This is a genomic window from Vreelandella lutescens, assembly GCF_014640815.1.
GTDB classification, from domain to species: Bacteria; Pseudomonadota; Gammaproteobacteria; order Pseudomonadales; family Halomonadaceae; genus Vreelandella; species Vreelandella lutescens.
In genome coordinates, this window is record NZ_BMHM01000004.1 from 287,932 (window position 1) to 309,918 (window position 21,987).

Consider the following 21,987-nt stretch of genomic DNA (forward strand, 5'->3'; position numbering starts at 1 on the left):
GCCTCATTGCGTTGGGTTAGCCGCGCTGCTCGCCCGGGTAGTTTTCGGAGTGACGCCCCTCTAGGTTGAGCGACTCACCGCCGTCCACGAACAGAATTTGCCCGGTGACAAAGTCGTTATCCAATAAATAGTGCAAAGCTTGTACAAGGTGGGCCGGGTTGCCTTGGTGATCCACCGGAATGCCCTCGATACGCCACTGAATATAGTCGCTGGTACGCTGCGAAGCAGGCAGTACAACCCCCGGCGCGATACCGTTAACCCGCAGGCGCGGCGCAAACTCCAGCGCTGCCATACGCGTCATCTCTGCCAGGCTTTTCTTGGATAATAGATAGGCCGCATAGGGGTACTGGTGGTAGGCCACTTTGTTGTCGATGATATTGACCACCTGGCCGTTCTCCACCGCTTCGGCAAAGTACTTTGTGAGTAGCAGCGGAGTAAACATATTGACCCTGAATTGAGTCTCTAGCATCGCCATGTCGGTGCCCGCAATGGGTGCTGGTTCGTAGGCAGAAGCGCTATTTAGCAGCACGTTCAGACCAGGAAAGCGTTTTTTCGCCCGTGTTATTAATTCCTCCAGCGGATCCTCTAGAAAGTTACAGGGCAGAATTTCACACTCACGCCCCTTGCCGCGAATGACTGCCGCCACTTCCTCGGCTTCCCCGCGGGAGCTATTCACATGCAGGGCAATATCAAAGCCTTTATCGGCAAGTGCTTCAGCAAAGTAGCGGCCCAGGCGTGTGGCGCCGCCCGTTACAAGTGCAGCAGGTGTTGTCATGGTGGGTCCCTGGCAATGGTTAGTTGGGTGATGTTTTGTTATGTCGCGATAAGCAAGACTCTCTGCGTGAGTGCAGCGTTTGTCAATAACTTGTACAGAGCTTGAACAAAATAACCAGCAGGCTACTCTGTCGTTGGACGGCCTGATTGTGTTCATCACCCACTTGAATCTGAGCGCATTCGCGAATCAGCGTCCGCCAACGGAGCGTCACGGTTGTTATGGAAAACGTTACGAGAATGCTTGCCTCTTACTCTGGGATGTCGCTATGCCTTCAACGTCGTCACATGCAACGCCAGTACCTGCCCAACACGAGTGCGTGATCTCGCTGGGCACCAATATCGAGCCAGAGCATCACTTTGCCCAAGCCCTTGAAATTTTAAACAGCGAGTGTGGGCTGCTGGCGAGCTCCAAGGCCGTACGCACGGCACCGGTAGGCTTTCAGCACCAGCCCGACTTTCTGAATGCCGCGCTGCTGGTGAGTACAGCGCTGGAGCGTGACGCTTTTAAAGCCTACCTGAAAGAGGTGGAGCACCGCCTTGGCCGCGTTCGCGGGCCGATCAAATCCGGCCCCCGCACCATGGATTTAGACATTGTGGCGTGGGATGGCGAAGTGGTGGATGATGGTTATTATCAGCATGACTATGTACGTGGGCCGGTGGATGAGGTGCTAGCCGCCAGCGGTCGCTCTCTTGCTACGGGTGGTCATGGGGATGTTCACTGATAGAGAGAGCGAATTTTTTCTCGATAAAGGCTCACGTTTTCTAGTGGTAGGCCGATATTGATGCTAACTCCGCAAAAAGTGCGTTCACTGTTGAGGCCACGCCCTTGATCAGCCTTGCGACTAATATTACGTCGCTACTGGTGATGAATAATCTACGCAGTAGCCAACAGGCGATGCAGACCTCCATGGAGCGTCTGTCGTCTGGGCTGCGTATTAATAGCGCCAAGGACGACCCGGCAGGCCAAGCGATCGCCAATCGTATGGGGGCGCAGATTCGCGGTATGAACCAAGCGATTCGCAATACCAACGACGGTATCTCGATGGTGCAAACTGCCGAAGGGTCGTTGGACTTGATCAACGATAGCCTGCAGCGTATTCGCGTACTCAGCGTTCAGGCGCTCAACGGCACCAACTCCTCACAAGACCGGGCGTCTATTCAGTTAGAAATCGACCAGCGTTTAGAAGAGATTGACCGCGTTGCCGAGCAGAGCAACTTTAACGGCATTAGGCTGATTGAGAGCGATAAAACGCTCAATATTCAGGTAGGGGCCAACGCCGGGGATGTGATTGGCGTGAGCTTTTCTGCCATGGGGCGTCAGGCGCTGGGGTTGGATAACTTTAGCGTGTTAGATGATGGCTCGGCCACGCTCAACCCGATGGACGCTGTAGATGAAGCCATGAAGCAAGTCGACCGCCAGCGCAGCTACTTAGGCGCAGTGCAGAACCGCTTCGAGAGCGTGATTGACGGGCTCAACACCAATATCATCAATACCTCTGCTGCCCAGTCGCGTATTCAAGACGCCGATTACGCACAAGAAGTCTCCAACCTTATTCGCGCCCAGCTGCTTCAGCAGGTGGGTATCGCGATGCTGACCCGGGTGAACCAACAGCCGCAGATGATTCTACGACTGTTGGAAGGGCTGTAGTTAGAAGCAGTCCATCACCGTTAGTCGATGATGCCCTGTTCCCGCGCCATGGCGTAAGCCGCCTGCGGGCCGTTCCACAGCGAAGGCAGCAGAATCAGCGATACTGGGATCGCGGTGATCACGATAAACTGCTGTAGCGCGCCAATTTGACCTGCACCCATATACAGCAGCACCGCTGCCATCAGGGCCATCGCAATGCCCCAAAAAGCGCGCATGTAGGGGCTAGGGTCATCATGGCCTGCGCCCACGACAGCAATCGCGTAACTCATGGAGTCGCCGGTGGTGGCCACAAAAATGGTGGTCAGCAGCAGAATCGCCAGTGCCATCCAGGTGCCGCCGGGCAGCGCTTGGGCCACCGTGAGGGTTGCCACGTCAAACTGGAAGTTATTGAGCGCTTCGGTCAGGTCAATCGCTCCGGTCAACTGGTAGTAAATGCCGGAGCCACCCAGTAGCGTAAACCACACGGTGGTGGCAATCGGGGCGAGTACGGCAACCGCCAAAATCATTTCACGAATGCTTCGGCCCCGTGAAATGCGCGCCACGAAAATCGCCATCAGCGGTGCATAGCCGATAAACCAAGCAAAGAAGAACACCGTCCACCACTGCATCCACCACGCCGGGGCGGTTTCAGCGGTCATCGTGGCCATGGTGAAAAACTCGCTAGCGTACGCGCCCATGCTGGAAACGTAGGTGTTCACCAAAAACAGCGTGGGGCCGAACACGATAATCACAGCGCCGATCGCTAATGCCAGCAGCACGTTGAAGCGGCTCAGCAGTTGGATGCCTTTATGCACCCCGCTCATCGAAGAGAGCACATAAATAGTGCCCAGCACGGCCAGAATCATCAGCTGCCCGGTGTAGCCTTCCGGCAAGCCGAATAGCTCATGCAGGCCAAAGCTCACCTGAGTCGCCAAAAAGCCGATGGGGCCTACCGTGCCTGCCACTAAGGCAATCACGCAGCAGGCATCCACTAAGCCGCCTAGCGGGCCACGCATTAAGCGCTCACCAAACACTGGGTAGAGCAGCGTGCGCGGCTGCAGCGGTTGGCCTTTCACGTAGTGCGCGTGTGCCAGCACCACGGCGGTGAGCGAGCCTAGCACCGCCCAGGCCATAAAGCCCCAGTGCATAAACGACTGCGCCAGCGCGCCGGATACCGCTTCAGCGGTGCCAGCTTCGGTATCAAAGGCGGGTGGGGTGACCACAAAGTGATACACCGGCTCGCCCGCGGCAAAAAACACCCCGCCACCGGCTAACAGCGTACATAGAATGATCGAGAGCCACTTAAACGTGCTCATTTCTGGTGCATCGAGATTGCCGATTTTGGCTTTGGCCGCAGGCGTCAACGCCACGCCGATGGCAATGAAAAACGTCAATAAAAGCAGCAGCTGAAAATAGCTGCCTAGCACCAGCGCGGTCCAGGCGAAGCCTGCGCTGATGGAGTTGGCGACGAGCTCAATGTCGTAAAACGACAGCGCCAGAAACGCCACAATGAAGCCGATGCTGAGCACCAGCACAATCGGGTCACCGAGGGAAAACCGCGAGGGCCCCTCGGCGCGTTGAGCAGGTTGGTTCATGTTGAACACCTATTTGGGATGGGAGTGTGCAGGAAAGTGCGGGAGCAGAACCGCTAGCTTAACAAACCGCTGCGTGAGCAGACTTAACGCCTCAAGTTGCCCATGCTGGAAAGCGAGTGGTGAGCGCTCATTTTCAGAACAAAAAAAAGCGCCATTCAATGAATGGCGCGAGGACAGGAAACTGCATTTAGTATACCAATGGTTTAGACCAAAGTCTAATATTTACGGAAAAACGCTTAAAGTTGGTGCGTAAAAGAGAGTGGATGCACCATTTTGGTAAGTTAAGTTTCGGGTGTGCGCAGTAAAGGTTGAATAAGTCACTGAATAGTCGATAAAAAATGAAAGGTGGCAGTATTGCTGCAAAAGGCAAGGCAAACATTGTATACAAGGTGCTTTGACTCATGCCGCAACGTCCACGTTTTTTACTGCCACGTTTTTTACTACCCGCCTTCACCTTGCTTCCGCTGACGGCGTTGGCAGACACCACGTCGATACGCTTCCAGCTTGATTGGCGCTTTGAAGGCCCGGCAGCGCCGTTTTTGATGGCGGCTGAAAAGGGCTACTTCGCAGAAGAAGGCCTGGATGTACAGATTGATTCCGGCAGCGGCTCGGCGGGTGCGGTAAACCGGGTGGCGTCTGGGGCGTATGAAATGGGCTTTGGCGATTTGAACGCGCTGGTCGAGTTCCTGGCCGAAAACCCCGAGGGGCCGGGTATTCAAGGCGTGTATATCGTCTATGACGGAACGCCTGCGGCGGTATTTGCCCGTAAAGAGAGCGGTATTGAAAGCCCCGCCGACCTGGCGGGCAAAACCATTGCCGCACCGGCCTTCGATACCGGCTACCGCGCTTGGGGGATTTTTGCGGCTGCCAACGGCCTGGAGGCCGATGCGGTGGAGTGGCAGAACGTTGACCCTACGCTGCGTGAAACGCTGCTGACCCGTGGCGACGTGGATGCCATCACCGGGTTCTACTTCACCAGCCTGCTGAACCTAGAAGAGCGTGGGATGAGTGAAGATGACCTCACCATCATGCCGTTCCCTGAGTACGGCGTGCCCCTATACGGCAACGCCATTCTGGCCAGCGAAGCCTTTGCACAAGATAACCCAGAAGCGGTTCAAGGATTTTTGCGCGCTTTTAACCGTGCACTGGGTGAGACACTGGCCGACCCGGAAGCCGCCATTGAGTACGTGAAAAACCGCGATGGCTTAATCGACGTGGAGATGGAAACCCGCCGCTTGAAGCTGGCGCTGGAAAGCGTAGTAGACACGCCCGATGCCCGCGAAAACGGGGTAGGGGGCGTGGATGATGAGCGCCTAAGACAGGCCATCCAACTGGTGGCGGATGCCTATGACCTGCCGACACTGCCATCCCCTGACCAAGTCTTTGATTCCCGTTACCTACCGCCGGTAGAAGAGCGCATGCTGCTGCCGGAGGCCGAGTAATGTCGGCAGCGTTTGTCCGCTTTGATGACGTAAGCCTGGCCTACGACGGCTCAGGCAACGCCATTGAGGATATTAATCTCGATATTCACGAAGGCGAATTCGTCGCCTTCGTGGGGCCTTCGGGGTGCGGTAAATCCACCTTTATGAAGCTATGCACCGGGCTGCACGCGCCCACCCAGGGCAGCGTGCGCGTGGATGATGCGCCCGTGACCGGGCCGCTGAAAATTTCCGGCATGGCGTTTCAAAACGCTAACCTGCTGCCCTGGCGCACCACCCTAGATAACGTGCTGCTGCCGCTGGAAATCGTCGAGCCCTACCGGCGGCAGTTTCGTCAGCGCCGCGAGGAGTTTGTGGGCTGGGCGCGGGATTTGCTTGCCACGGTCGGCCTGGCCGAGCACGAAGATAAATACCCCTGGCAGCTCTCGGGGGGTATGCAGCAGCGGGCCTCTATTTGTCGCGCGCTGATTCATCGGCCGCGCCTGCTAATGCTGGATGAGCCCTTTGGCGCGCTGGATGCCTTCACCCGTGAAGAGCTTTGGTGCGTGCTGCGGGATTTATGGGAAGCCCAGCGCTTTACCGTGGTGTTGGTGACTCATGACCTTCGCGAAGCCGCGTTTTTGGCCGATACGGTCTACGTGATGAGCCGTCGCCCCGGCCGCGTCATTGAACGGCGCACCATTGAGTTGCCCCGTCCTCGTGCGCTGGAAACCACCTACGAAAAGCCCTTTATTGATTTGGTGCAGGAGCTGCGTGCCCAGATTGGTGAAGTACGCAGTACTTAATGGACGCGAATATGACGCATAACAGCAAGCTGATTGAACGGCTCGCGCCCTGGATCGCTGTGGCCGTTCTCGTGGTCGTGTGGGAAGCCTCTGTGCGGCTGTTCAACGTACCCAGCTTTATTTTTCCTAGCGCATTAGACACCCTGCAGGCGCTGGTGACGTATTCAGGGCCGATTGCCATGCACTCCTGGCAAACCTTTTGGACCACGCTGATTGGGTTTGGATTAGGAGTAGTGGTCGGGTTGGTGCTGGGCTTTATTGTTGGCTCGTCGCGCTTTCTCTACAACGCCTGCTACCCGCTGTTAGTGGGATTTAACGCCATCCCGAAAGTCGCTTTTGTGCCCATTCTGGTGGTCTGGTTCGGGATTGGCTCGGTGCCCGCGATACTCACCGCGTTTCTCATCTGCTTCTTCCCCATCGTGGTAAATGTGGCCACGGGCCTAGCGACGCTGGAGCCTGAAATGGAGGACGTGCTGCGCGTGCTGGGGGCGCGGCGTATCGATGTGCTGCTCAAGGTGGGCCTGCCGCGCTCGCTGCCGTACTTTTTTGCCTCGCTCAAAATTGCCATCACTCTGGCGTTTGTGGGCACGGTGGTGTCGGAAACCGTGGCGTCCAACCAAGGCATTGGCTACCTGATGATGAGCGCGGGCTCGCAGATGCGCATGGGCCTCGTGTTCGCCGGGCTGCTGGTGATCAGCGCCATGGCCATGGTGATGTATGAGCTATTTGCCCTGTTAGAAAAACGCATGACCGGGTGGGCTCATCGAGGGCAGAACCGCTAGCCGCCACCGCGGCTTACCAGCGATACAGCAGCGAGGCGCTGGTGGTGGTGTCGGTGCGCTCGCTTGCGTCTTCCGGGGGCTGGGAGTTGTGCTTCACTTCATAAGAGAGGCGCAGCGACAGCTTGGCGTTCAGCCGAGCGGTCAGCGCCGTCAGCGAGCGGGCGGTGGTGTTCTCATCGGTGTACTCCACCGACATTTCCTGAGCGATATCGGCGTACTCCGAAAACCGGTAGCGATAATCCAATGCGGTATAAGCCACGGCTAACTGCTGGTTATCTGCGTCCCGTAGGCGGTCATGGCGGTAACCCGGCCCTGCTTCCAACGAGAGCGTATGCTGCTTATTTTCCAGCAGTTGCCGGCCATAGCCACCAATGACGGAAAGCTGCTGGTCGTAACCAGCAAAGCGATCCTTTTCCCAGCGGGCGAAGCCAAATAGGTAGTGAGGGCCACTAAAATCGTAGCGCTCCCGCCCGGCCAATAAGTACTGCTCGGCACTGGTCTCGCCATCCTTGCTCACATTGCGAACTTCGCCTCGTAACGAGTGTGTAAGCTCCCCCGTTAGCCATGTTAGGCGGGTTTTGCCGATCAGTGTTCGGCTATCGGTATTGCCTGACAGTTGGGTAAAGCCAAGCTCCGCATCACCGCTAAACACCGGTGTGTCGTCTTTAGGTGGCGGTGGCGCATAAAACGGCGAGGCCAACACACCGCTTGCCCATAGGGTGCTGCCAGTGATGGCCATTGAGCGTAAAAAGTGTCGCACGTAACTCCTCCATGAGTGTGAGAACAGTAAGTGGCTGCTATATAAGCAAAGTGAGGCGAAAGCGCAACTAACGCCACTAGGCGCTGCGTGCCATAATGACGCTGTCGCGCATTGTGAGTTCCCTTATGACCGCCCCACGCCCTAGAACGCTGGCTGAATTACAGCGCTGGCGCCGCACCCGCGCCAAGCGTCGCTGGTACAAGCGCAGCTTCCGCCTGCAAGTAATGATGCTGGTGGGGTTGCTGCTAGCGGGCATGCTGCTGGCCCAGGGCACCTACCTCAATCATCGTAAAGCTGAAATTATTACTCACCAAATGGGTGAGCGAGCACTGGCCGTGGCAAAAACCGTGGCCGGTATGCCGCAGATTGTAAACGCCTTTGCCACGCCTGACCCCTCTTTCATTATTCAGCCGCTGGCCGAGCGCGTGCGCCAAGAAACCGGTGCGCGTTATGTCGTCGTGGGAAACGCTCAGTCGATCCGCTACTCCCACCCCGTGCCAGAGCGTATCGGCCAGCCCATGGTGGGTGGCGATAACGACCAGGCGCTGATCTATGGGCAGTCGTATGTCTCAGAGGCGACCGGCACGCTGGGCACCGCTATGCGCGGCAAAACGCCGATATGGGATGAAGAGGGCAATATTATCGGGGTGGTCTCGGTGGGCTTTATGCTCGACCGCGTCGATATGGACGTTGCCCGCTACACCAGCCTCGGCTGGGCGCTGGTGGCGCTCATGATTTTGCTGGGGTTTGCGGGCGCTTACTGGCTATCGCAGCACCTTAAAAAGATCATTCTAGGCTTAGAGCCTTATGAAATTGCTCGTTTGGCGATGGAGAAAGAAGCCATTCTCCAGTCGATTCACGAAGGAATTTTAGCGGTGAACCGGGATGGCCATATTACGCTCGTTAACCAGCAGGCCCGGCGCTTTCTAGAACTGACCGATGAGCATGTGCTGCTGGGCCAACCGATCCGTGAGGTTGTTCCCAACTCACGGCTTCTGGAAGTGTTAAAGCACGGCGAGCAAGAGTTTGACCAAGAAATGTGGCTTGGGGATCACCCGGTGGTGGTCAACCGCGTGCCGATTCTGCATGAAGGCGAAATAGAAGGGGCCGTGGCCACTTTCCGTAGCCGCCGAGAAATTATCGATCTCTCCCAAGCGCTCACCCAGGCCAGTCGCGATGTGGATATGCTGCGCGCACAAGCCCACGAATTCTCCAATAAACTCTACACCATCTCGGGGCTGCTGCAGCTACAGCGGATTGAAGAGGCGCTAGCGCTGATTCATCAGGAAACCGAGCGCGCCCAGGCGCAAATGAGCTTTTTAATGCGCCACGTGGCGGATGCGGTGCTGAGCGGCACGTTGCTGGGCAAACTTACCCGCGCCCGCGAGCTGGGCGTTGCCCTGGAGATCGACGAGCAGAGCTCGCTCTCCTGTCCGCTGACACCCACCGGTCAGGAGGTGATGATGAGCGTGGTGGGCAACTTACTGGATAACGCCTGCCACGCCGCCCTCAATGGCCCCTGCGGCGACCAGCCAAAAGTGCGGCTGTTTTTCACTGACTTGGGCGAGCAGCTATTGATAGAAGTAGAAGATAACGGTGCTGGCGTGCCCGCTGAACACGCGGAAGCCATTTTTGTGGATGGGTTTTCGACCAAAACCGGCAAGCACCGGGGGATTGGGCTGGCGCTGGTGGCAAGACTTTGTCGCCAGCACGGAGGAGCGGTAACGTTAGAAGAGAGCGAGCTGGGAGGTGCGTGCTTTATTGCTGTGTTGGATCGTTCACTCTGTGCTGATCCCGCTACGCCGTCTTCGTTTTCACAACGCCGCCTATAATAACGATGCTAATAAGAGGAAACACCATGTCTGCGACGCAATACGGCATTTTGGTCGTCGAAGACGATTTTCGCATTGCCGATATCCACCGTGCGTTTATCGAGCAGAGCGACGGTTTTGCGGTCGTCGGCATGGCCCGTAACGGCAGCGAAGCCAAAGCGCTGATGGCGCAGCATGCTGCCGACATTCAATTGATTTTATTGGATGCCTACCTGCCGGATGTCGAAGGGCTAGAGCTGCTTTGGGCCATCCGACGGGACTATGTGCATGTGGATATTGTGATGGTGACGGCCGCCAAAGAGGTAGAAACCATTAGTGAGGCGCTGCGTGGTGGGGTGTTTGATTACCTGATCAAACCCATTGAAGCTGGGCGCATGAACCAGATGCTGACCCGTTTTCGCCGCGAACGCGAAGCGTTGGCCAACCGTGCCGAGATGAGCCAGGACGAGCTGGACCACGTGCTGGCGCGCGTGACGCCCAGTGAGCCCACGCGCGCCACTCATCGCGCGTTACCGAAAGGTATCGACCGGTTAACGCTGCGCCGTGTGCTGGATGCCTTGGCAACGGAGCCTGATTCGCTCACCGCCATGCAGGTGGCGCGTACGATGGGCGCTAGCCGTTCAACCGCAAGGCGTTATTTAGAATATCTCGTGGCTGAACAGGCGGTGAGTGCGGAGTTAGGGTATGGCGATGTAGGCCGCCCCGAGCGCCGTTATCGGCTGCTGGAAGCCGCGAAAGGGTGGCTGGAAGCGCTGTAATGTAATGGCCGTGAACAAAATGAACAAAACGCACAAAAAGAACAGTTTGTTGTTAATGGTCATAAGCTTGCCGATAGGGGTGGCACTCTTCTAACGTTCACTGCGTAACCACACAAAGCTAATCACCGAGCGCCAAGCGCTGCTGGTTAGTCGTGCTTTTGGTTCATTATTCGGCGCACATAATAATCCGCGCCAACCAAAACACCGTATTAACAATAACGCCTGAACAATAATGTGGAGAACGCCAATGACTACGCTTTCCTTAAAGCGCATCGCCGTGCTTGCCCTGCCGATGGCTGCCCTTGCTATGACGACCTCTGCCCAAGCGCAAGAGTGGACCCCAAGCCGTTCTATCGAATTTATTGCCCCGGCTAACCCAGGCGGTGGCTGGGACACGCTGGTGCGCACCATGTCTCGCGTGATTCAGCAAGAATCCCTGGCCGATGAGAGCTTCGCAGCGATCAACGTACCTGGCGGCGGCGGTGCCGTGGCTTGGGCCCAGGTAGCTCGCGACAACGGTAACCCGCATAAACTGTTCGCCACTAGCCCGCCCATGATTCTGGTGCCGCTGGCCGGCGCTTCGCGCTTTGATCACACTGACTTTACGCCGATCGCCCGTATCAATACGGACTACTCCATCATTCTGGTGGCGGCAGATTCTGAATATCAAGATCTAGAAGACCTGTTTACAGCGCTGAAAGCCAACCCCGGCCTGAGCGTTGGCGGCGGCAGTGCACCGGGCTCTATGGATCATATCTCGATGGCAGGCCTTGCGTCGGCAGCGGGTATGGAAGCTTCTGCGGTGAACTATATTCCGTTCTCCGGTGGTGGCGATGCCATGACCAACCTGATGGGCGGCCATATTGAAGCTGTTATCGGCGGTGCTGGTGAAGCCGTTGGCCAACTGGGCGAAGGCAGCCAGCTGCGTGCGCTGGGCGTCTCTTCTGAAGAGCGTCTGGGCGGCGGTTTAGCGGAAGTGCCGACCTACCAAGAGCAGGGTTTCGACTACACCTTCGATATCTGGCGTGGCGTGATGGGTGCACCGGAAATGCCGGAAGAAGCGGTGGCCTACTACGAAGAACTCTTCGCCGACATGCTGGAAACGACCGCATGGCGTGAAGCCAGCGACCAGCTGGGCTGGATTGATGCCTACCAGGATAGCGAAGAGTTTGGCGCGTTCCTGGACCAGCAGCAAGAGCAGTTCAGCAGCGTCCTGACCGACCTGGGCCTGATGCGCTAATACCGTCAGCACCCGTTAGAGATACCCCGGCGGCGCATCCGCCGCCGGGACTTCGTCTGTTACCGCGAGGGCCAGTGCGCTAAAGCGCGGGCTCCTTCGGAGAAATCCCAATGACTCGATTAAATGTGAACCAGTGGCTAGCGCTCGTGCTGGCGCTGTTAGCGGCTGCTTATTTGGCCATGGCCTGGCAAATTCCTACGTTTCCTCTACCGCGTCCGGTGGACTCCGACCTGTTCCCTAAAGTGTTGGGCGTCTCCCTGCTGCTGCTAGCCACGCTGCTGTTTTTTGAAAAGCCGAGCGCCATTGCTGGGGCGGATGAGATTGATCATGAGGCCACTAACGGGCCGCTGCTATTCACTCCCTGGGCGCGTGTCATTGTAACGTCGCTGGCCATTGCGGCTTACGCGTTTCTGCTGGTGCCATTGGGCTTCGTGCTGGCCTCAACGCTCCTTTGCGTTGGTTTGACTGCCTATTACGGCTACCGACGCCACGGCGTGAACCTGGCGTCATCGCTGGGTGTGGTGCTGGCCCTTTACCTGACCATGACGCGGGTAATGGATGTTTACCTACCCACGGGCGTACTGCCGTTCTAAACACGGCATGCGGTTGCACCTGTAGCGGGCTTTAACGAGAGACACTCCCATGGATGCCTTAAATAATCTGATGTACGGCTTTGGCATCGCGCTTGAGCCAATCAATATCGCTTACGTATTCGCTGGTGTATTTGCCGGCACCATTATCGGTATGCTGCCAGGCCTAGGGCCGATCAGCGCGCTGGCACTGATGATCCCGATTACCTTTGCCATGGAACCCTCTTCCGGCTTGATTCTGATGGCAGGGGTCTATTACGGCGCTATTTTCGGCGGCTCGACCTCTTCTATCCTGCTCAACGCCCCGGGTGTGGCGGGTACGGTAGCCACCTCCTTCGATGGCTATCCAATGGCCAAGCAGGGCATGGCGGGTAAAGCGCTGGCCATTGCCGCGTACGCTTCGTTTATCGGTGGCACGGTATCGGTCGTCTTTTTGATGCTGGTGGCCCCGCTGCTGTCTAAAGTAGCGGTGAGCTTTGGCCCGGCAGAGTACTTCGCCCTGATGGTGCTTGGCTTAACGGCGGTGGTATCGCTGTCGGATAAGTCGCTGGTCAAAGGTCTGATTGCGGCCGTTATTGGCGTGATGATCTCGATTGTAGGTATCGATACCCAAACCGGTACCGAGCGCTTTACCTTCAACTCGATTCAACTGCTCGACGGCATCGACTTCCTCGTGGTGGCGCTGGGTATCTTCGCCCTGGCGGAAGTGTTCTACATGCTGCTACGTGGCGGCGGTGGTAAAGAGGTGCCGCGCAACGTGATTGGCTCACTGAAACTGAGCCGTAGCGAAGTGAAGCAAATTGCGGGCCCGATTAGCCGCAGCTCTGTGCTTGGTTTCTTCACCGGCGTACTGCCGGGCGCGGGTGCCACCATTGGCTCGTTTTTGGGCTACAGCATGGAAAAGCGTCTGGCCAAAGATGGCGATACGTTTGGTAAAGGCAACATCAAAGGTGTTGCAGCGCCAGAGGCAGCCAACAATGCGGCCTGTACTGGCTCGTTCGTACCGCTTTTAACCTTGGGTGTACCGGGTTCGGGTACCACGGCAGTACTGCTGGGTGCGCTACTGGTGATGGGTGTAACGCCTGGCCCGATGATGCTGGAGCAGCGTCCGGATGTGTTCTGGGGCGTGATTGCCAGTATGTATATCGGCAACATCTTCCTGCTGGTACTTAACCTGCCGCTGATTCCGCTGATTGCCAAAATCCTCGACTTGCCGCGCCCGCTGCTGCTGTCAATGATTCTGATTTTCTGCATGATCGGTGTCTACGGCATGAGCTTCAGCGTGTTCGACCTGCTGCTGCTATTGGGCTTCGGCCTGCTGGGCTTAGGCTTGCGTCTATTTGGCTTCCCCACCGCACCGCTGATCCTTGCGCTGATTCTCGGCAACATCATGGAAGAGTCCATGCGCCGGGCGCTGCAGATCTCTGGGGGTGATTGGACCACCTTTATCGATAAGCCGATTTCGCTGTCGCTACTGGTGATTGCGACTCTGTCGCTGGGCCTGCCGTTGCTTAAGAAGCGTCGTAACAAAGCCGCTGCTGCCGCTAACTAACGCTCAGTGCGGTACCCCCAAAGCGCCCTAGCGTCTGCTAGGGCGCTTTTTTTATGGTGCATCCCAGCCAATGGTGCAAAGCGCCGTGTTGGTGCATGAATATCGTGCATGCGAGCCACTGCGTTGCGCCATCTTGGTGCTAAGTCGCCTGAGTTGTGTTTTTTGTACACAGCTAAGTGATTGATTATATTTTTAATAGTGGCCTTTGTTCCACATTGGCGCACCCCTTGCAGTGTGTATAGCGACGTGTGAATACGAGTTGTAACTCGCGACCCACGAGTGGACGCACCAAGTGCCCCGTCGCCTCAATAACGACAACGCTTGGTCGCGGTACCCCAATAACGAGCCCCAACCATAAGGGGCGCAAGGAGGTTCAAGTGACCACACTGCAGCGCAAGACACACCCACGTACTCTTAGCCGTTTCGCCACTGCCCTCATCGCTGCCGCCGTGATGGGCGCCAGCGCGCAAGCGGTGGCCCAAGAAGATGATCCGATCAAAGTCGGTATTCTGCACTCGCTCTCCGGCACCATGGCCATCAGTGAATCCACCCTGAAAGATACCGTGGAAATGCTGATCGAACAGCAGAATGAAGCCGGTGGCCTGCTGGGTCGTCAGCTGGAAGCCGTGGTGGTAGACCCCGCTTCCAACTGGCCGCTGTTTGCCGAGCGTGCCCGCGAACTGCTGGCCCAGGAAGAAGTGGATGTGATCTTCGGCAACTGGACCTCCGTTTCTCGTAAAGCGGTGCTGCCAGTCGTGGAAGAGCTCAACGGCTTACTGTTCTACCCGGTGCAGTATGAAGGCGAAGAGTCGTCTGAAAACGTCTTCTACACCGGTGCCGCGCCTAACCAGCAGGCCATTCCTGCCGTTGAGTATTTAATCAACGAAGTGGGCATTGAGCGCTTCGCGCTGATCGGCACTGACTATGTCTACCCGCGCACCACCAACCGTATCTTAGAAGCGTTCCTGAAAGATGAGCACGGCGTGGCCGAAGAAGACATCATGGTCAACTACACGCCGTTTGGTCACTCGGACTGGCAGAACATCGTTTCTGAAATCCGCCGCTTTGGCGAAGAGGGCAAACCCACCGCCGTGATCTCCACCATTAACGGCGACGCCAACGTGCCGTTCTACCGCGAACTGGCTAACCAAGGCATTGATGCGGCGGATATCCCCGTCATCGCCTTCTCGGTGGGTGAGCAGGAGCTTTCCGGGATCGACACCGCACCGCTGGTGGGCCACCTGGCCGCCTGGAACTACTTTATGAGCGTGGACACCGACGCTAACTACGACTTTATCGACGCCTGGATTGAACATACCGGTGACGAAGAAGCGGTGACTAACGACCCCATGGAAGCGCACTACATCGGCTTCAACATGTGGGCCGAAGCCGTGCGTAAAGCGGGCACCACCGATGTGGACGCCGTTAAAGACGCGATCATCGGCGTGACCGTGCCAAACCTCTCTGGTGGCTACGCGGCGATGATGCCTAACCACCACATCACCAAGCCGGTACTGATTGGCGAAGTTCAGGATAACGGCCAGTTCGACATCGTTTGGCAAACGCCCTCTACCGTTGCAGGCGATGCGTGGTCGGATTACCTGCCGGGCTCACGTGACCTGATCGCTGATTGGCGCAAGCCCATGGAGTGCGGCAACTTTAACGTTGTGAACGGTTCTTGTGGTGGCAGCACCGCAGCAGAAGAAGCCGAAGCAGCACTCGCCGAGTAACTTTCGTCCCCTGCTGTGCCTGTGTAGCGGCGCAGCAGGGGAGCACGCTATCTCCCCCTATTCGATCACCAAAGGAAGAACCCCATGAGGCGTTTCCTTTCCTTGGGGCTACTGTGTCTGGTGTTGTTGAGCACCGCCATGACGGCACAGGCACAAAGTGACCCCTCGACCCCCGATGACCAAGCGGCGCTAGCGCTACTCAGCGCGCTGGATGTGAACTCCTATCGTGATAAAGGCGAGGCCATTACCGCTATTTTACAAAGCGACGATGAGCGCGCCCGCGACTGGCTGCAGGCGCTGCTGGATGGGCGCTTACAGCGCGCCGACGATGGCCGCTTTGTACTAGTACTTGATAACCGAGGCCGCGACTGGCCGGTGGCCGATGCGCTGACCAAAGAGTCGCTGGGCGACATGTCACGCCGTGACCTGGACCGTATCGGTATTAATAACGCGCTGCGTAATCAACTGCGCAGCGCCATCGCCGTGGTGGATCTCTACTCGCCTAACGTTGAGCGTCGTCGCTCCTCTGCGGATCGTCTGCTGGGCGAGGTCGACGGTGAGCTAGCCGAAACGCTCGAACCGGTGATTGCCGAGGCAGAAGATGATCACGTGCGCATGCGGCTCACCCAGGCGGTGGCGATTTACCGCGCTGAGCAGGGTGAGATGGCCGGCGTAGAAGCCCTCACCGGCAGCCTCCACCCCCGCGCCCGCGTGGCGTTAGGCCGTGCGGCGAACAGCGACGACCCGATTGTTGCCGATGCAGCAGCAGCGGCGCTGGCAGGCATTGAACAGCAGCTCAAGATTAACCGAGGCCTGGAGACGCTCTACTTCGGCTTGAGCCTTGGCTCGGTGCTGGTGCTGGCTGCCATTGGCCTGGCGATTACCTTTGGCGTGATGGGCGTGATTAACATGGCCCATGGCGAGCTGATGATGTTGGGCGCTTATACCACTTGGATGATGCAGCAACTGCTGCCCGGCCAGCCTGGGTTGGCGCTGATTCTTTCTATTCCGGCGGGCTTTATGGTGGCCGCCCTGGTGGGCATTGCCATTGAACGGGGTGTGATTCAGTTCCTCAAAGGCCGCCCGCTGGAAACCCTGCTGGCCACTTTCGGTATCAGCCTGATTCTTCAGCAGCTGGTGCGCACGGTGATTTCTCCGCTCAACCGTACTGTGGTCACGCCGGAGTGGATGAGCGGCTCGCTGGTGATCAACGACGCGCTCTCGCTGACCCTCAACCGTATGTACGTGCTGGGCTTTGCGCTGGTGGTGTTTGCCGGGCTGATGCTGATTATGCGCCGCACCCGCTTAGGGCTTGAAGTGCGTGCCGTGACCCAAAACCGCGCTATGGCGCGCTCGATGGGTATTCGCGCCACTCGCGTAGATATCATGACCTTTGCCTTGGGTTCTGGCGTGGCGGGCTTGGCGGGCGTGGCGCTCTCTCAGCTCACCAACGTGGGCCCCAACCTGGGCCAGAACTACATCATCGACTCGTTCATGGTCGTGGTGTTTGGCGGCGTCGGTAACCTGTGGGGCACGCTAGTGGCGGGGCTTTCGCTGGGGATTATCAACCAAGTGCTGGAACCTTGGGCGGGCGCGGTGCTGGCCAAGATTATCGTGCTGGTCTTCATCATTCTGTTTATTCAAAAACGCCCGCGTGGACTCTTCCCGCAGAAGGGCCGGGCTGCGGAGGGCTAACCTATGATGACGCAAGCAACATCCAGCCAGTTTTGGCTCACCCGCCCGTTCGGTGAGCGGGCCACCCAGACCTTTCTAGGCGTGCTGTTTGCCGCGCTGCTGCTGGTCACCGTGCTGCATTTGGCGGTGCCCCAGGGGCACCCGCTGCATGTGAACGCTTACACCGTTAACCTGTTTGGTAAGTACCTGAGCTACGCGCTGCTCGCCGTCGCGGTGGATCTGGTATGGGGCTATCTGGGTATTTTAAGCCTGGGCCATGGGGCGTTTTTTGCCATTGGCGGCTACGCCATGGGCATGTACCTGATGCGCCAAATTGGTGAACGCGGCACCTACGGCCACCCGGTACTGCCGGACTTTATGGTGTTCCTGAACTGGGAAAGCCTGCCCTGGTACTGGCATGGCTTCGATATGGCCTGGTTCGCTTTTGCCATGGTGCTGCTGGCACCGGGGCTGCTGGCGCTGGTGTTTGGCTTTTTAGCCTTCCGCTCACGGGTAACGGGGGTGTATCTCTCGATTATTACCCAGGCGCTCACGTTTGCCCTGATGCTGGCCTTCTTCCGTAACGAGATGGGCTTTGGCGGCAATAACGGCCTGACCGACTTCCGCGAGCTGCTCGGTTTTAACCTGCGTAGCGATGCCACGCGGTTGGGGTTGTTTATCGCCACCGGCGTGGCGCTGGCGCTGGGCTATATCCTCTGCCGGGCGATTGTGACCAGCAAGCTGGGCCGAGTATGTGTGGCCACGCGGGATGCCGAAGCGCGCACGCGCTTTATTGGCTACCGCGTCGAGCGCTTCCAGCTGTTTGTGTTTGTGGTGTCGGCCATGCTGGCGGGCCTTGCCGGGGCGCTTTATGTGCCGCAGGTGGGCATTATCAACCCCAGTGAGTTCTCGCCGCTGTTCTCGATTGAAATTGTATTGTGGGTCGCGCTGGGCGGCCGGGCCACGCTGTATGGCGCGGTGATTGGCGCTATTTTGGTCAACTACGCCAAAACCATCTTCACCGGCATTATGCCCGACGCCTGGTTATTCGCCCTGGGCGCGCTATTCGTGCTGGTCACGGTGCTACTGCCGAAAGGCGTGGCGGGGCTGTTAAGCCACCTCAAGCGCCGTAAAGAGGATGATCACCTACCCAAGGAGGCCGCCGTATGAGCCTATTACAGTCGCTAAAAGCGCGGGATCGGGTGTTTGAGTTCATGGCACCTGAAGCATCTCCGGTGGATGTCCGCCACGGTCCGATTCTGTATATGGAAGATGTCACCGTCAGCTTCGACGGTTTTAAAGCCATCAACAATCTCAACCTGACCATCGACGACGGCGAGCTGCGCTGCATTATCGGCCCCAACGGGGCCGGTAAAACCACCATGATGGACATCATCACCGGCAAAACCCGGCCCACCGAAGGCAGCGTGTGGTTCGGCAGCCGCCACAACCTGCTGCATATGAATGAACCGGAAATCGCCAGCCTCGGGATTGGCCGCAAATTCCAGAAGCCCACGGTGTTCGAAGCGCTCAGCGTATTCGAGAACCTGGAATTGGCGATGGCTGCCGACAAGCGCATCTTCCCCACGCTGACCGCCCGCATGACCGGGGAGATTAAAGACCGCATTGATGACGTGCTGGAAACCATCGGCCTGACCGCCCTGCGCTTTCAGCCCGCCGGGATTCTCTCCCACGGCCAAAAGCAGTGGCTGGAAATTGGCATGCTGCTGATGCAGCGCCCACGCCTGCTACTGGTAGATGAGCCGGTGGCCGGGATGACCGAACAGGAGATGGAACGCACCGCCGAGCTGCTCACGGGGCTGGCTGGCAAGCAGTCGGTGGTGGTGGTAGAGCACGACATGGGCTTTGTACGCTCGATTGCGCGCAAGGTAACCGTGCTGCACCAGGGCAGCGTGCTGGCCGAAGGCAGCATGGATCAGGTCTCCAATGACCCCAAAGTGGTCGAGGTGTATTTAGGGTCGGATGAAGAGGAGAGCGCCTGATGCTAGCGATTGAAAAGCTCAACCAGTTCTACGGCGAGAGCCATACGCTGTGGGACTTAGACCTAGACGTGCCCGCCGGGCAGTGCACCTGCGTAATGGGTCGCAACGGGGTGGGGAAAACCACCCTGATGAAAGCCATCATGGGGGAAGTGGCGGTCAAAAGCGGCCAGCTGCGCTACCAGGGTGATGGCAGCGAGATCGAACTCACCAAAAAAGCCGTGGAAGCACGCTCGCGCATGGGCATCGGTTTTGTGCCCCAAGGGCGGCAAATCTTCCCGCTACTGACGGTGGAGGAGAACCTGCGCACTGGGCTGGCTGCCCGGGGCGACGGGCTGAAAAAAATCCCCGAGCGCATCTACGAGCTGTTTCCGGTGCTCAAAGAGATGAAGCACCGCCGGGGCGGCGATTTATCCGGCGGGCAACAGCAGCAGCTCGCCATTGGTCGCGCGCTGGTGATCGAACCGAAGCTATTGATTCTTGATGAGCCAGGGGAGGGTATTCAGCCCAATATTGTCGCCCAGATTGGCCAGGTGATTCGCCAACTGATCAAAGAGGACGGCCTGACGGTGCTGCTGGTAGAACAGAAGCTACCCTTCGCCCGCAAGTACGCTGACCGCTTCGTGATCATGGATCGCGGCCGTCCGGTCGCCAAAGGTGAAATCAGTGAACTCTCTAACGAGCTGATTAAGCAGCACTTAACGGTTTAAGTTATCCACACCCGCTATTGCTGCGTTTTGCTTGTGCACTATCTATACCAAAGCCCTCCTTTTATATATCAAGGAGGGCTTATTGCTTAAAACCCTGCGCTAGGTTCGCATTGGCACTTTGGTTTTATGTGTAACATGGTGGGTTTCAACAATAATCGTTGGGTGGGGTATGCGTTATAAAGATAAACATCAGCTCGCCGCTGAGTGGCAAGCACTCTTAGAGCGTACGCCGGCGGCACTTCGCCAAGCGGTGGAGAGGTTGGTGGAATCTCGCCGCGACTATTTTGCGGATCGCTTCTACCGAGTCATGCTGGAAGACCCCCATGCCTCGCTATTTCTCTCCAACGACCAAGTGCAAAAACGTCTGCACCCCTCCATGCAGCGCTGGTTGAGCGCTATGTTTACTGTCGAGCACGCCGACTTTGAATCTTTGGTCGAGCAGCAGGAAAAAGTGGGGCAGGTGCATGCGCGTATCGATATTCCAGTTAACTTGGTACTTAACGGCGCACGGCAGTTAAAGCAGGCGCTTTATGAGCAGATTAATAACACCTTTAGCGCTGAACTCTCTTCTGGTGATGCAGCGGTTTACGTATCTGATCATATTGATATGGCGATGGAAATAATGAGCCATGCCTACTCCGTGGCGAATAATCGTAATGCCCGTACAGAGGAGGCGTATAAGCTGTTCTCGTTAACCCAGAGTATTGGCGATGAGCGCGAGCGGCAGCGTTCCGCGCTGTTGAATTGGGAAAACGCGCTTATGTTCGCCGTTGCGGCTCAACAGGCAACCAGCGCACTGCCCCGGTTAGCCAGCTCTGAGTTTGGGCTCTGGTATCACCATAAAGCGTGCCACGCCTTTGAGGGCGCGCCGGAAATAGCCACCATCTCTCGGCATGTTCACTTGGTGGATGAGGAGTGGCTCACTCAGTTAGCGCATCCAGACCGTCAGCACCGCCTTGCTGCACTGGGTAATATTCGCGATGCGGCCCGCACAATACTGATGCTGTTGGACGATATTCTGGATCGCGCCTCGGGGCTTGAGGCTGGCCGCGATAGCTTGACGCGCTTGCTGAATCGTAAATTTCTCTCGGTCGTGTTGAACCGTGAAATCGAACTCGCAAGGCGCTCGGAGAAGTGTTTTGCGCTGCTGATGGTGGATATCGATCACTTCAAGTCGATCAACGATACCCACGGCCATGACGCGGGCGATAACGTACTGCAGCAGGTCGCCAGCATTCTGGACCGCTCTACCCGAGGCGGCGACTACGTGTTTCGGATGGGCGGTGAAGAGTTTTTGATAATTCTGGTGGATACGGATCAAGACGGTAGCCGCTTGTTCGCCGAGCGGCTACGCCAAGCCGTGGCCAAAGAGCCGATGCTGGCGGCAGCAGATACACTGTTGAATGTCACGGTGAGTGTAGGGTTAACGCTTCATGATGGTCACCCAGACTACCAGCGTTCCATGCAGCGCGCCGACCAAGCGCTGTACCAAGCGAAACGCAGTGGGCGAAATCGGGTGGTGGTGGCGGCTTCCGCTGAGTAATATCGTGATCAGAGATAGGCTTTGGCTTTTTTACCGATGGAGAACGCTATGCTGATGCGCCGCTTTACGCTGTTAACCGCACTGTTTTTGATGTGTCCACCGCTGGTAGCTGCTCACCATGGCGGCGATCATTCTGGGGAAATGGCAGGCCACTCCTCTATTGAGGTAGTGCAACCCTGGACTCGCGCTACACCCCCCGGGGCTGGCGCAGGCGGTGGTTTTGTCACGCTCACTAATCACGGTGAGGGGGATGACACGTTAGTGGGAGCGACCAGTCCGCTGACTGAGCGTGTCGAGATTCACACCATGGAGATGGATGGCGATGTGATGCGCATGGCGCAGCTAACCGGTGGCATTGAGATACCGGCGGGCGAGAGCGTGACGCTCGCGCCGGGCGGTTTGCACTTGATGTTTATGGAACTGGGCTCACCCATTGTTGAGGGTGAGCCCGTACCCGTGACGCTGGAGTTCCAGCACGCCGAGCCCATTGAGATTGAGCTTCAGGTGCTGCCCGTAGGGGAGTCTCCGGAAGGTGGCCACCATGAGGGTGGCCACGGTCACTCCGCGCACTGAGCCAGCCCACTGCGTCAGCCTAC

At 57.5% G+C, this 21,987-nt stretch carries 20 protein-coding genes; 17 read left to right on the forward strand and 3 right to left on the reverse strand.

From position 1 onward, the window contains the following. Window positions 1-16: 16 nt before the first annotated feature. Window positions 17-775, reverse strand: a complete 759-nt coding sequence (locus IEW65_RS12005; protein WP_188639713.1) for an SDR family oxidoreductase — start codon at window positions 773-775, stop codon at window positions 17-19. Between the two features lie 265 nt (window positions 776-1,040). Here IEW65_RS12005 and folK point away from each other — a divergent pair, with 265 nt between their 5' ends. Then, window positions 1,041-1,496 carry a 2-amino-4-hydroxy-6-hydroxymethyldihydropteridine diphosphokinase gene (gene folK / locus IEW65_RS12010; protein WP_188639714.1) on the forward strand — a complete coding sequence of 152 codons (456 nt, stop codon included), beginning with the start codon at window positions 1,041-1,043 and terminating at the stop codon, window positions 1,494-1,496. A gap of 104 nt (window positions 1,497-1,600) precedes the next feature. After that, window positions 1,601-2,422 (forward strand): flagellin N-terminal helical domain-containing protein, encoded by an 822-nt coding sequence (locus IEW65_RS12015; RefSeq protein ID WP_188639715.1) that lies wholly within the window; start codon window positions 1,601-1,603, stop codon window positions 2,420-2,422. 20 nt (window positions 2,423-2,442) lie between these two features. On the opposite strand, the gene IEW65_RS12020 is transcribed toward IEW65_RS12015, so the two are convergent. Continuing rightward, a complete protein-coding gene (locus IEW65_RS12020; protein WP_188639716.1) occupies window positions 2,443-3,996 on the reverse strand; it encodes a BCCT family transporter in 1,554 nt (517 codons plus the stop codon). Window positions 3,997-4,397: 401 nt separating this feature from the next. Between IEW65_RS12020 and IEW65_RS12025 the strand changes: the two genes are divergently transcribed. The 3 genes from IEW65_RS12025 to IEW65_RS12035 are packed head-to-tail and all read left to right on the forward strand — an operon-like array spanning window position 4,398 to window position 7,002. Continuing rightward, the gene (locus IEW65_RS12025) at window positions 4,398-5,438 is read left to right on the forward strand and encodes an ABC transporter substrate-binding protein (protein WP_229755548.1); all 1,041 of its coding nucleotides are present in this window, start codon (window positions 4,398-4,400) and stop codon (window positions 5,436-5,438) included. Further along, complete coding sequence (locus IEW65_RS12030; protein WP_188639717.1) at window positions 5,438-6,220, forward strand: ABC transporter ATP-binding protein; 783 nt, start codon at window positions 5,438-5,440, stop codon at window positions 6,218-6,220. Before IEW65_RS12025 ends, IEW65_RS12030 begins: the two co-directional genes overlap by 1 nt. Before the next feature lie 11 nt (window positions 6,221-6,231). Further along, window positions 6,232-7,002 carry an ABC transporter permease gene (locus IEW65_RS12035; RefSeq protein ID WP_188639718.1) on the forward strand — a complete coding sequence of 257 codons (771 nt, stop codon included), beginning with the start codon at window positions 6,232-6,234 and terminating at the stop codon, window positions 7,000-7,002. A gap of 13 nt (window positions 7,003-7,015) precedes the next feature. Here the strand turns inward: IEW65_RS12035 and IEW65_RS12040 are convergent, their stop codons facing one another. Further along, window positions 7,016-7,741: a DUF481 domain-containing protein gene (locus IEW65_RS12040; protein WP_188639916.1), complete on the reverse strand. Its 726-nt coding sequence runs from the start codon at window positions 7,739-7,741 to the stop codon at window positions 7,016-7,018. 146 nt (window positions 7,742-7,887) lie between these two features. Here IEW65_RS12040 and IEW65_RS12045 point away from each other — a divergent pair, with 146 nt between their 5' ends. The 12 genes from IEW65_RS12045 to IEW65_RS12100 all read left to right on the forward strand — a co-directional run bounded on the left by IEW65_RS12045 (window position 7,888) and on the right by IEW65_RS12100 (window position 21,964). Continuing rightward, window positions 7,888-9,594 carry an ATP-binding protein gene (locus IEW65_RS12045; protein WP_188639719.1) on the forward strand — a complete coding sequence of 569 codons (1,707 nt, stop codon included), beginning with the start codon at window positions 7,888-7,890 and terminating at the stop codon, window positions 9,592-9,594. Between the two features lie 26 nt (window positions 9,595-9,620). Further along, the gene (locus IEW65_RS12050) at window positions 9,621-10,352 is read left to right on the forward strand and encodes a response regulator (protein WP_188639720.1); all 732 of its coding nucleotides are present in this window, start codon (window positions 9,621-9,623) and stop codon (window positions 10,350-10,352) included. 247 nt (window positions 10,353-10,599) lie between these two features. After that, a complete protein-coding gene (locus tag IEW65_RS12055; protein WP_188639721.1) occupies window positions 10,600-11,592 on the forward strand; it encodes a Bug family tripartite tricarboxylate transporter substrate binding protein in 993 nt (330 codons plus the stop codon). Between the two features lie 110 nt (window positions 11,593-11,702). Further along, window positions 11,703-12,185: a tripartite tricarboxylate transporter TctB family protein gene (locus tag IEW65_RS12060; RefSeq protein ID WP_188639722.1), complete on the forward strand. Its 483-nt coding sequence runs from the start codon at window positions 11,703-11,705 to the stop codon at window positions 12,183-12,185. A 49-nt stretch (window positions 12,186-12,234) separates the two neighbouring features. Further along, window positions 12,235-13,734 carry a tripartite tricarboxylate transporter permease gene (locus tag IEW65_RS12065; RefSeq protein WP_188639723.1) on the forward strand — a complete coding sequence of 500 codons (1,500 nt, stop codon included), beginning with the start codon at window positions 12,235-12,237 and terminating at the stop codon, window positions 13,732-13,734. Window positions 13,735-14,111: 377 nt separating this feature from the next. Next, window positions 14,112-15,464: an urea ABC transporter substrate-binding protein gene (gene urtA, locus IEW65_RS12070; protein ID WP_188639724.1), complete on the forward strand. Its 1,353-nt coding sequence runs from the start codon at window positions 14,112-14,114 to the stop codon at window positions 15,462-15,464. A gap of 84 nt (window positions 15,465-15,548) precedes the next feature. After that, a complete protein-coding gene (gene urtB / locus IEW65_RS12075) occupies window positions 15,549-17,159 on the forward strand; it encodes an urea ABC transporter permease subunit UrtB (RefSeq protein WP_188639725.1) in 1,611 nt (536 codons plus the stop codon). Window positions 17,160-17,162: 3 nt separating this feature from the next. After that, complete coding sequence (gene urtC, locus IEW65_RS12080; protein WP_188639726.1) at window positions 17,163-18,308, forward strand: urea ABC transporter permease subunit UrtC; 1,146 nt, start codon at window positions 17,163-17,165, stop codon at window positions 18,306-18,308. Further along, the gene (gene urtD, locus IEW65_RS12085; RefSeq protein WP_188639727.1) at window positions 18,305-19,141 is read left to right on the forward strand and encodes an urea ABC transporter ATP-binding protein UrtD; all 837 of its coding nucleotides are present in this window, start codon (window positions 18,305-18,307) and stop codon (window positions 19,139-19,141) included. The genes urtC and urtD overlap by 4 nt, the downstream gene beginning before the upstream one ends. After that, window positions 19,141-19,848 carry an urea ABC transporter ATP-binding subunit UrtE gene (gene urtE, locus IEW65_RS12090; protein WP_188639728.1) on the forward strand — a complete coding sequence of 236 codons (708 nt, stop codon included), beginning with the start codon at window positions 19,141-19,143 and terminating at the stop codon, window positions 19,846-19,848. Before urtD ends, urtE begins: the two co-directional genes overlap by 1 nt. A 169-nt stretch (window positions 19,849-20,017) precedes the next feature. Next, on the forward strand, window positions 20,018-21,391 hold the full coding sequence (locus IEW65_RS12095; RefSeq protein WP_188639729.1) for a diguanylate cyclase: 1,374 nt from the start codon (window positions 20,018-20,020) through the stop codon (window positions 21,389-21,391). 48 nt (window positions 21,392-21,439) lie between these two features. Beyond that, on the forward strand, window positions 21,440-21,964 hold the full coding sequence (locus tag IEW65_RS12100; protein ID WP_188639730.1) for a copper chaperone PCu(A)C: 525 nt from the start codon (window positions 21,440-21,442) through the stop codon (window positions 21,962-21,964). Window positions 21,965-21,987: the final 23 nt, after the last annotated feature.

What these genes read in the sequence shown, in the direction of transcription:
- IEW65_RS12100 (WP_188639730.1), top strand. Translation starts at nt 21,440, where the DNA reads ATGCTGATGCGCCGCTTTACGCTGTTAACCGCACTGTTTTTGATGTGT.
- IEW65_RS12060 (WP_188639722.1), top strand. Translation starts at nt 11,703, where the DNA reads ATGACTCGATTAAATGTGAACCAGTGGCTAGCGCTCGTGCTGGCGCTG.
- IEW65_RS12035 (WP_188639718.1), top strand. Translation starts at nt 6,232, where the DNA reads ATGACGCATAACAGCAAGCTGATTGAACGGCTCGCGCCCTGGATCGCT.
- urtE (WP_188639728.1), top strand. Translation starts at nt 19,141, where the DNA reads ATGCTAGCGATTGAAAAGCTCAACCAGTTCTACGGCGAGAGCCATACG.
- folK (WP_188639714.1), top strand. Translation starts at nt 1,041, where the DNA reads ATGCCTTCAACGTCGTCACATGCAACGCCAGTACCTGCCCAACACGAG.
- IEW65_RS12050 (WP_188639720.1), top strand. Translation starts at nt 9,621, where the DNA reads ATGTCTGCGACGCAATACGGCATTTTGGTCGTCGAAGACGATTTTCGC.
- IEW65_RS12025 (WP_229755548.1), top strand. Translation starts at nt 4,398, where the DNA reads ATGCCGCAACGTCCACGTTTTTTACTGCCACGTTTTTTACTACCCGCC.
- IEW65_RS12045 (WP_188639719.1), top strand. Translation starts at nt 7,888, where the DNA reads ATGACCGCCCCACGCCCTAGAACGCTGGCTGAATTACAGCGCTGGCGC.
- IEW65_RS12055 (WP_188639721.1), top strand. Translation starts at nt 10,600, where the DNA reads ATGACTACGCTTTCCTTAAAGCGCATCGCCGTGCTTGCCCTGCCGATG.
- IEW65_RS12095 (WP_188639729.1), top strand. Translation starts at nt 20,018, where the DNA reads ATGCGTTATAAAGATAAACATCAGCTCGCCGCTGAGTGGCAAGCACTC.
- IEW65_RS12040 (WP_188639916.1), bottom strand. Translation starts at nt 7,741, where the DNA reads ATGGCCATCACTGGCAGCACCCTATGGGCAAGCGGTGTGTTGGCCTCG.
- IEW65_RS12030 (WP_188639717.1), top strand. Translation starts at nt 5,438, where the DNA reads ATGTCGGCAGCGTTTGTCCGCTTTGATGACGTAAGCCTGGCCTACGAC.
- IEW65_RS12020 (WP_188639716.1), bottom strand. Translation starts at nt 3,996, where the DNA reads ATGAACCAACCTGCTCAACGCGCCGAGGGGCCCTCGCGGTTTTCCCTC.
- urtC (WP_188639726.1), top strand. Translation starts at nt 17,163, where the DNA reads ATGATGACGCAAGCAACATCCAGCCAGTTTTGGCTCACCCGCCCGTTC.
- IEW65_RS12005 (WP_188639713.1), bottom strand. Translation starts at nt 775, where the DNA reads ATGACAACACCTGCTGCACTTGTAACGGGCGGCGCCACACGCCTGGGC.
- urtB (WP_188639725.1), top strand. Translation starts at nt 15,549, where the DNA reads ATGAGGCGTTTCCTTTCCTTGGGGCTACTGTGTCTGGTGTTGTTGAGC.
- urtD (WP_188639727.1), top strand. Translation starts at nt 18,305, where the DNA reads ATGAGCCTATTACAGTCGCTAAAAGCGCGGGATCGGGTGTTTGAGTTC.
- IEW65_RS12065 (WP_188639723.1), top strand. Translation starts at nt 12,235, where the DNA reads ATGGATGCCTTAAATAATCTGATGTACGGCTTTGGCATCGCGCTTGAG.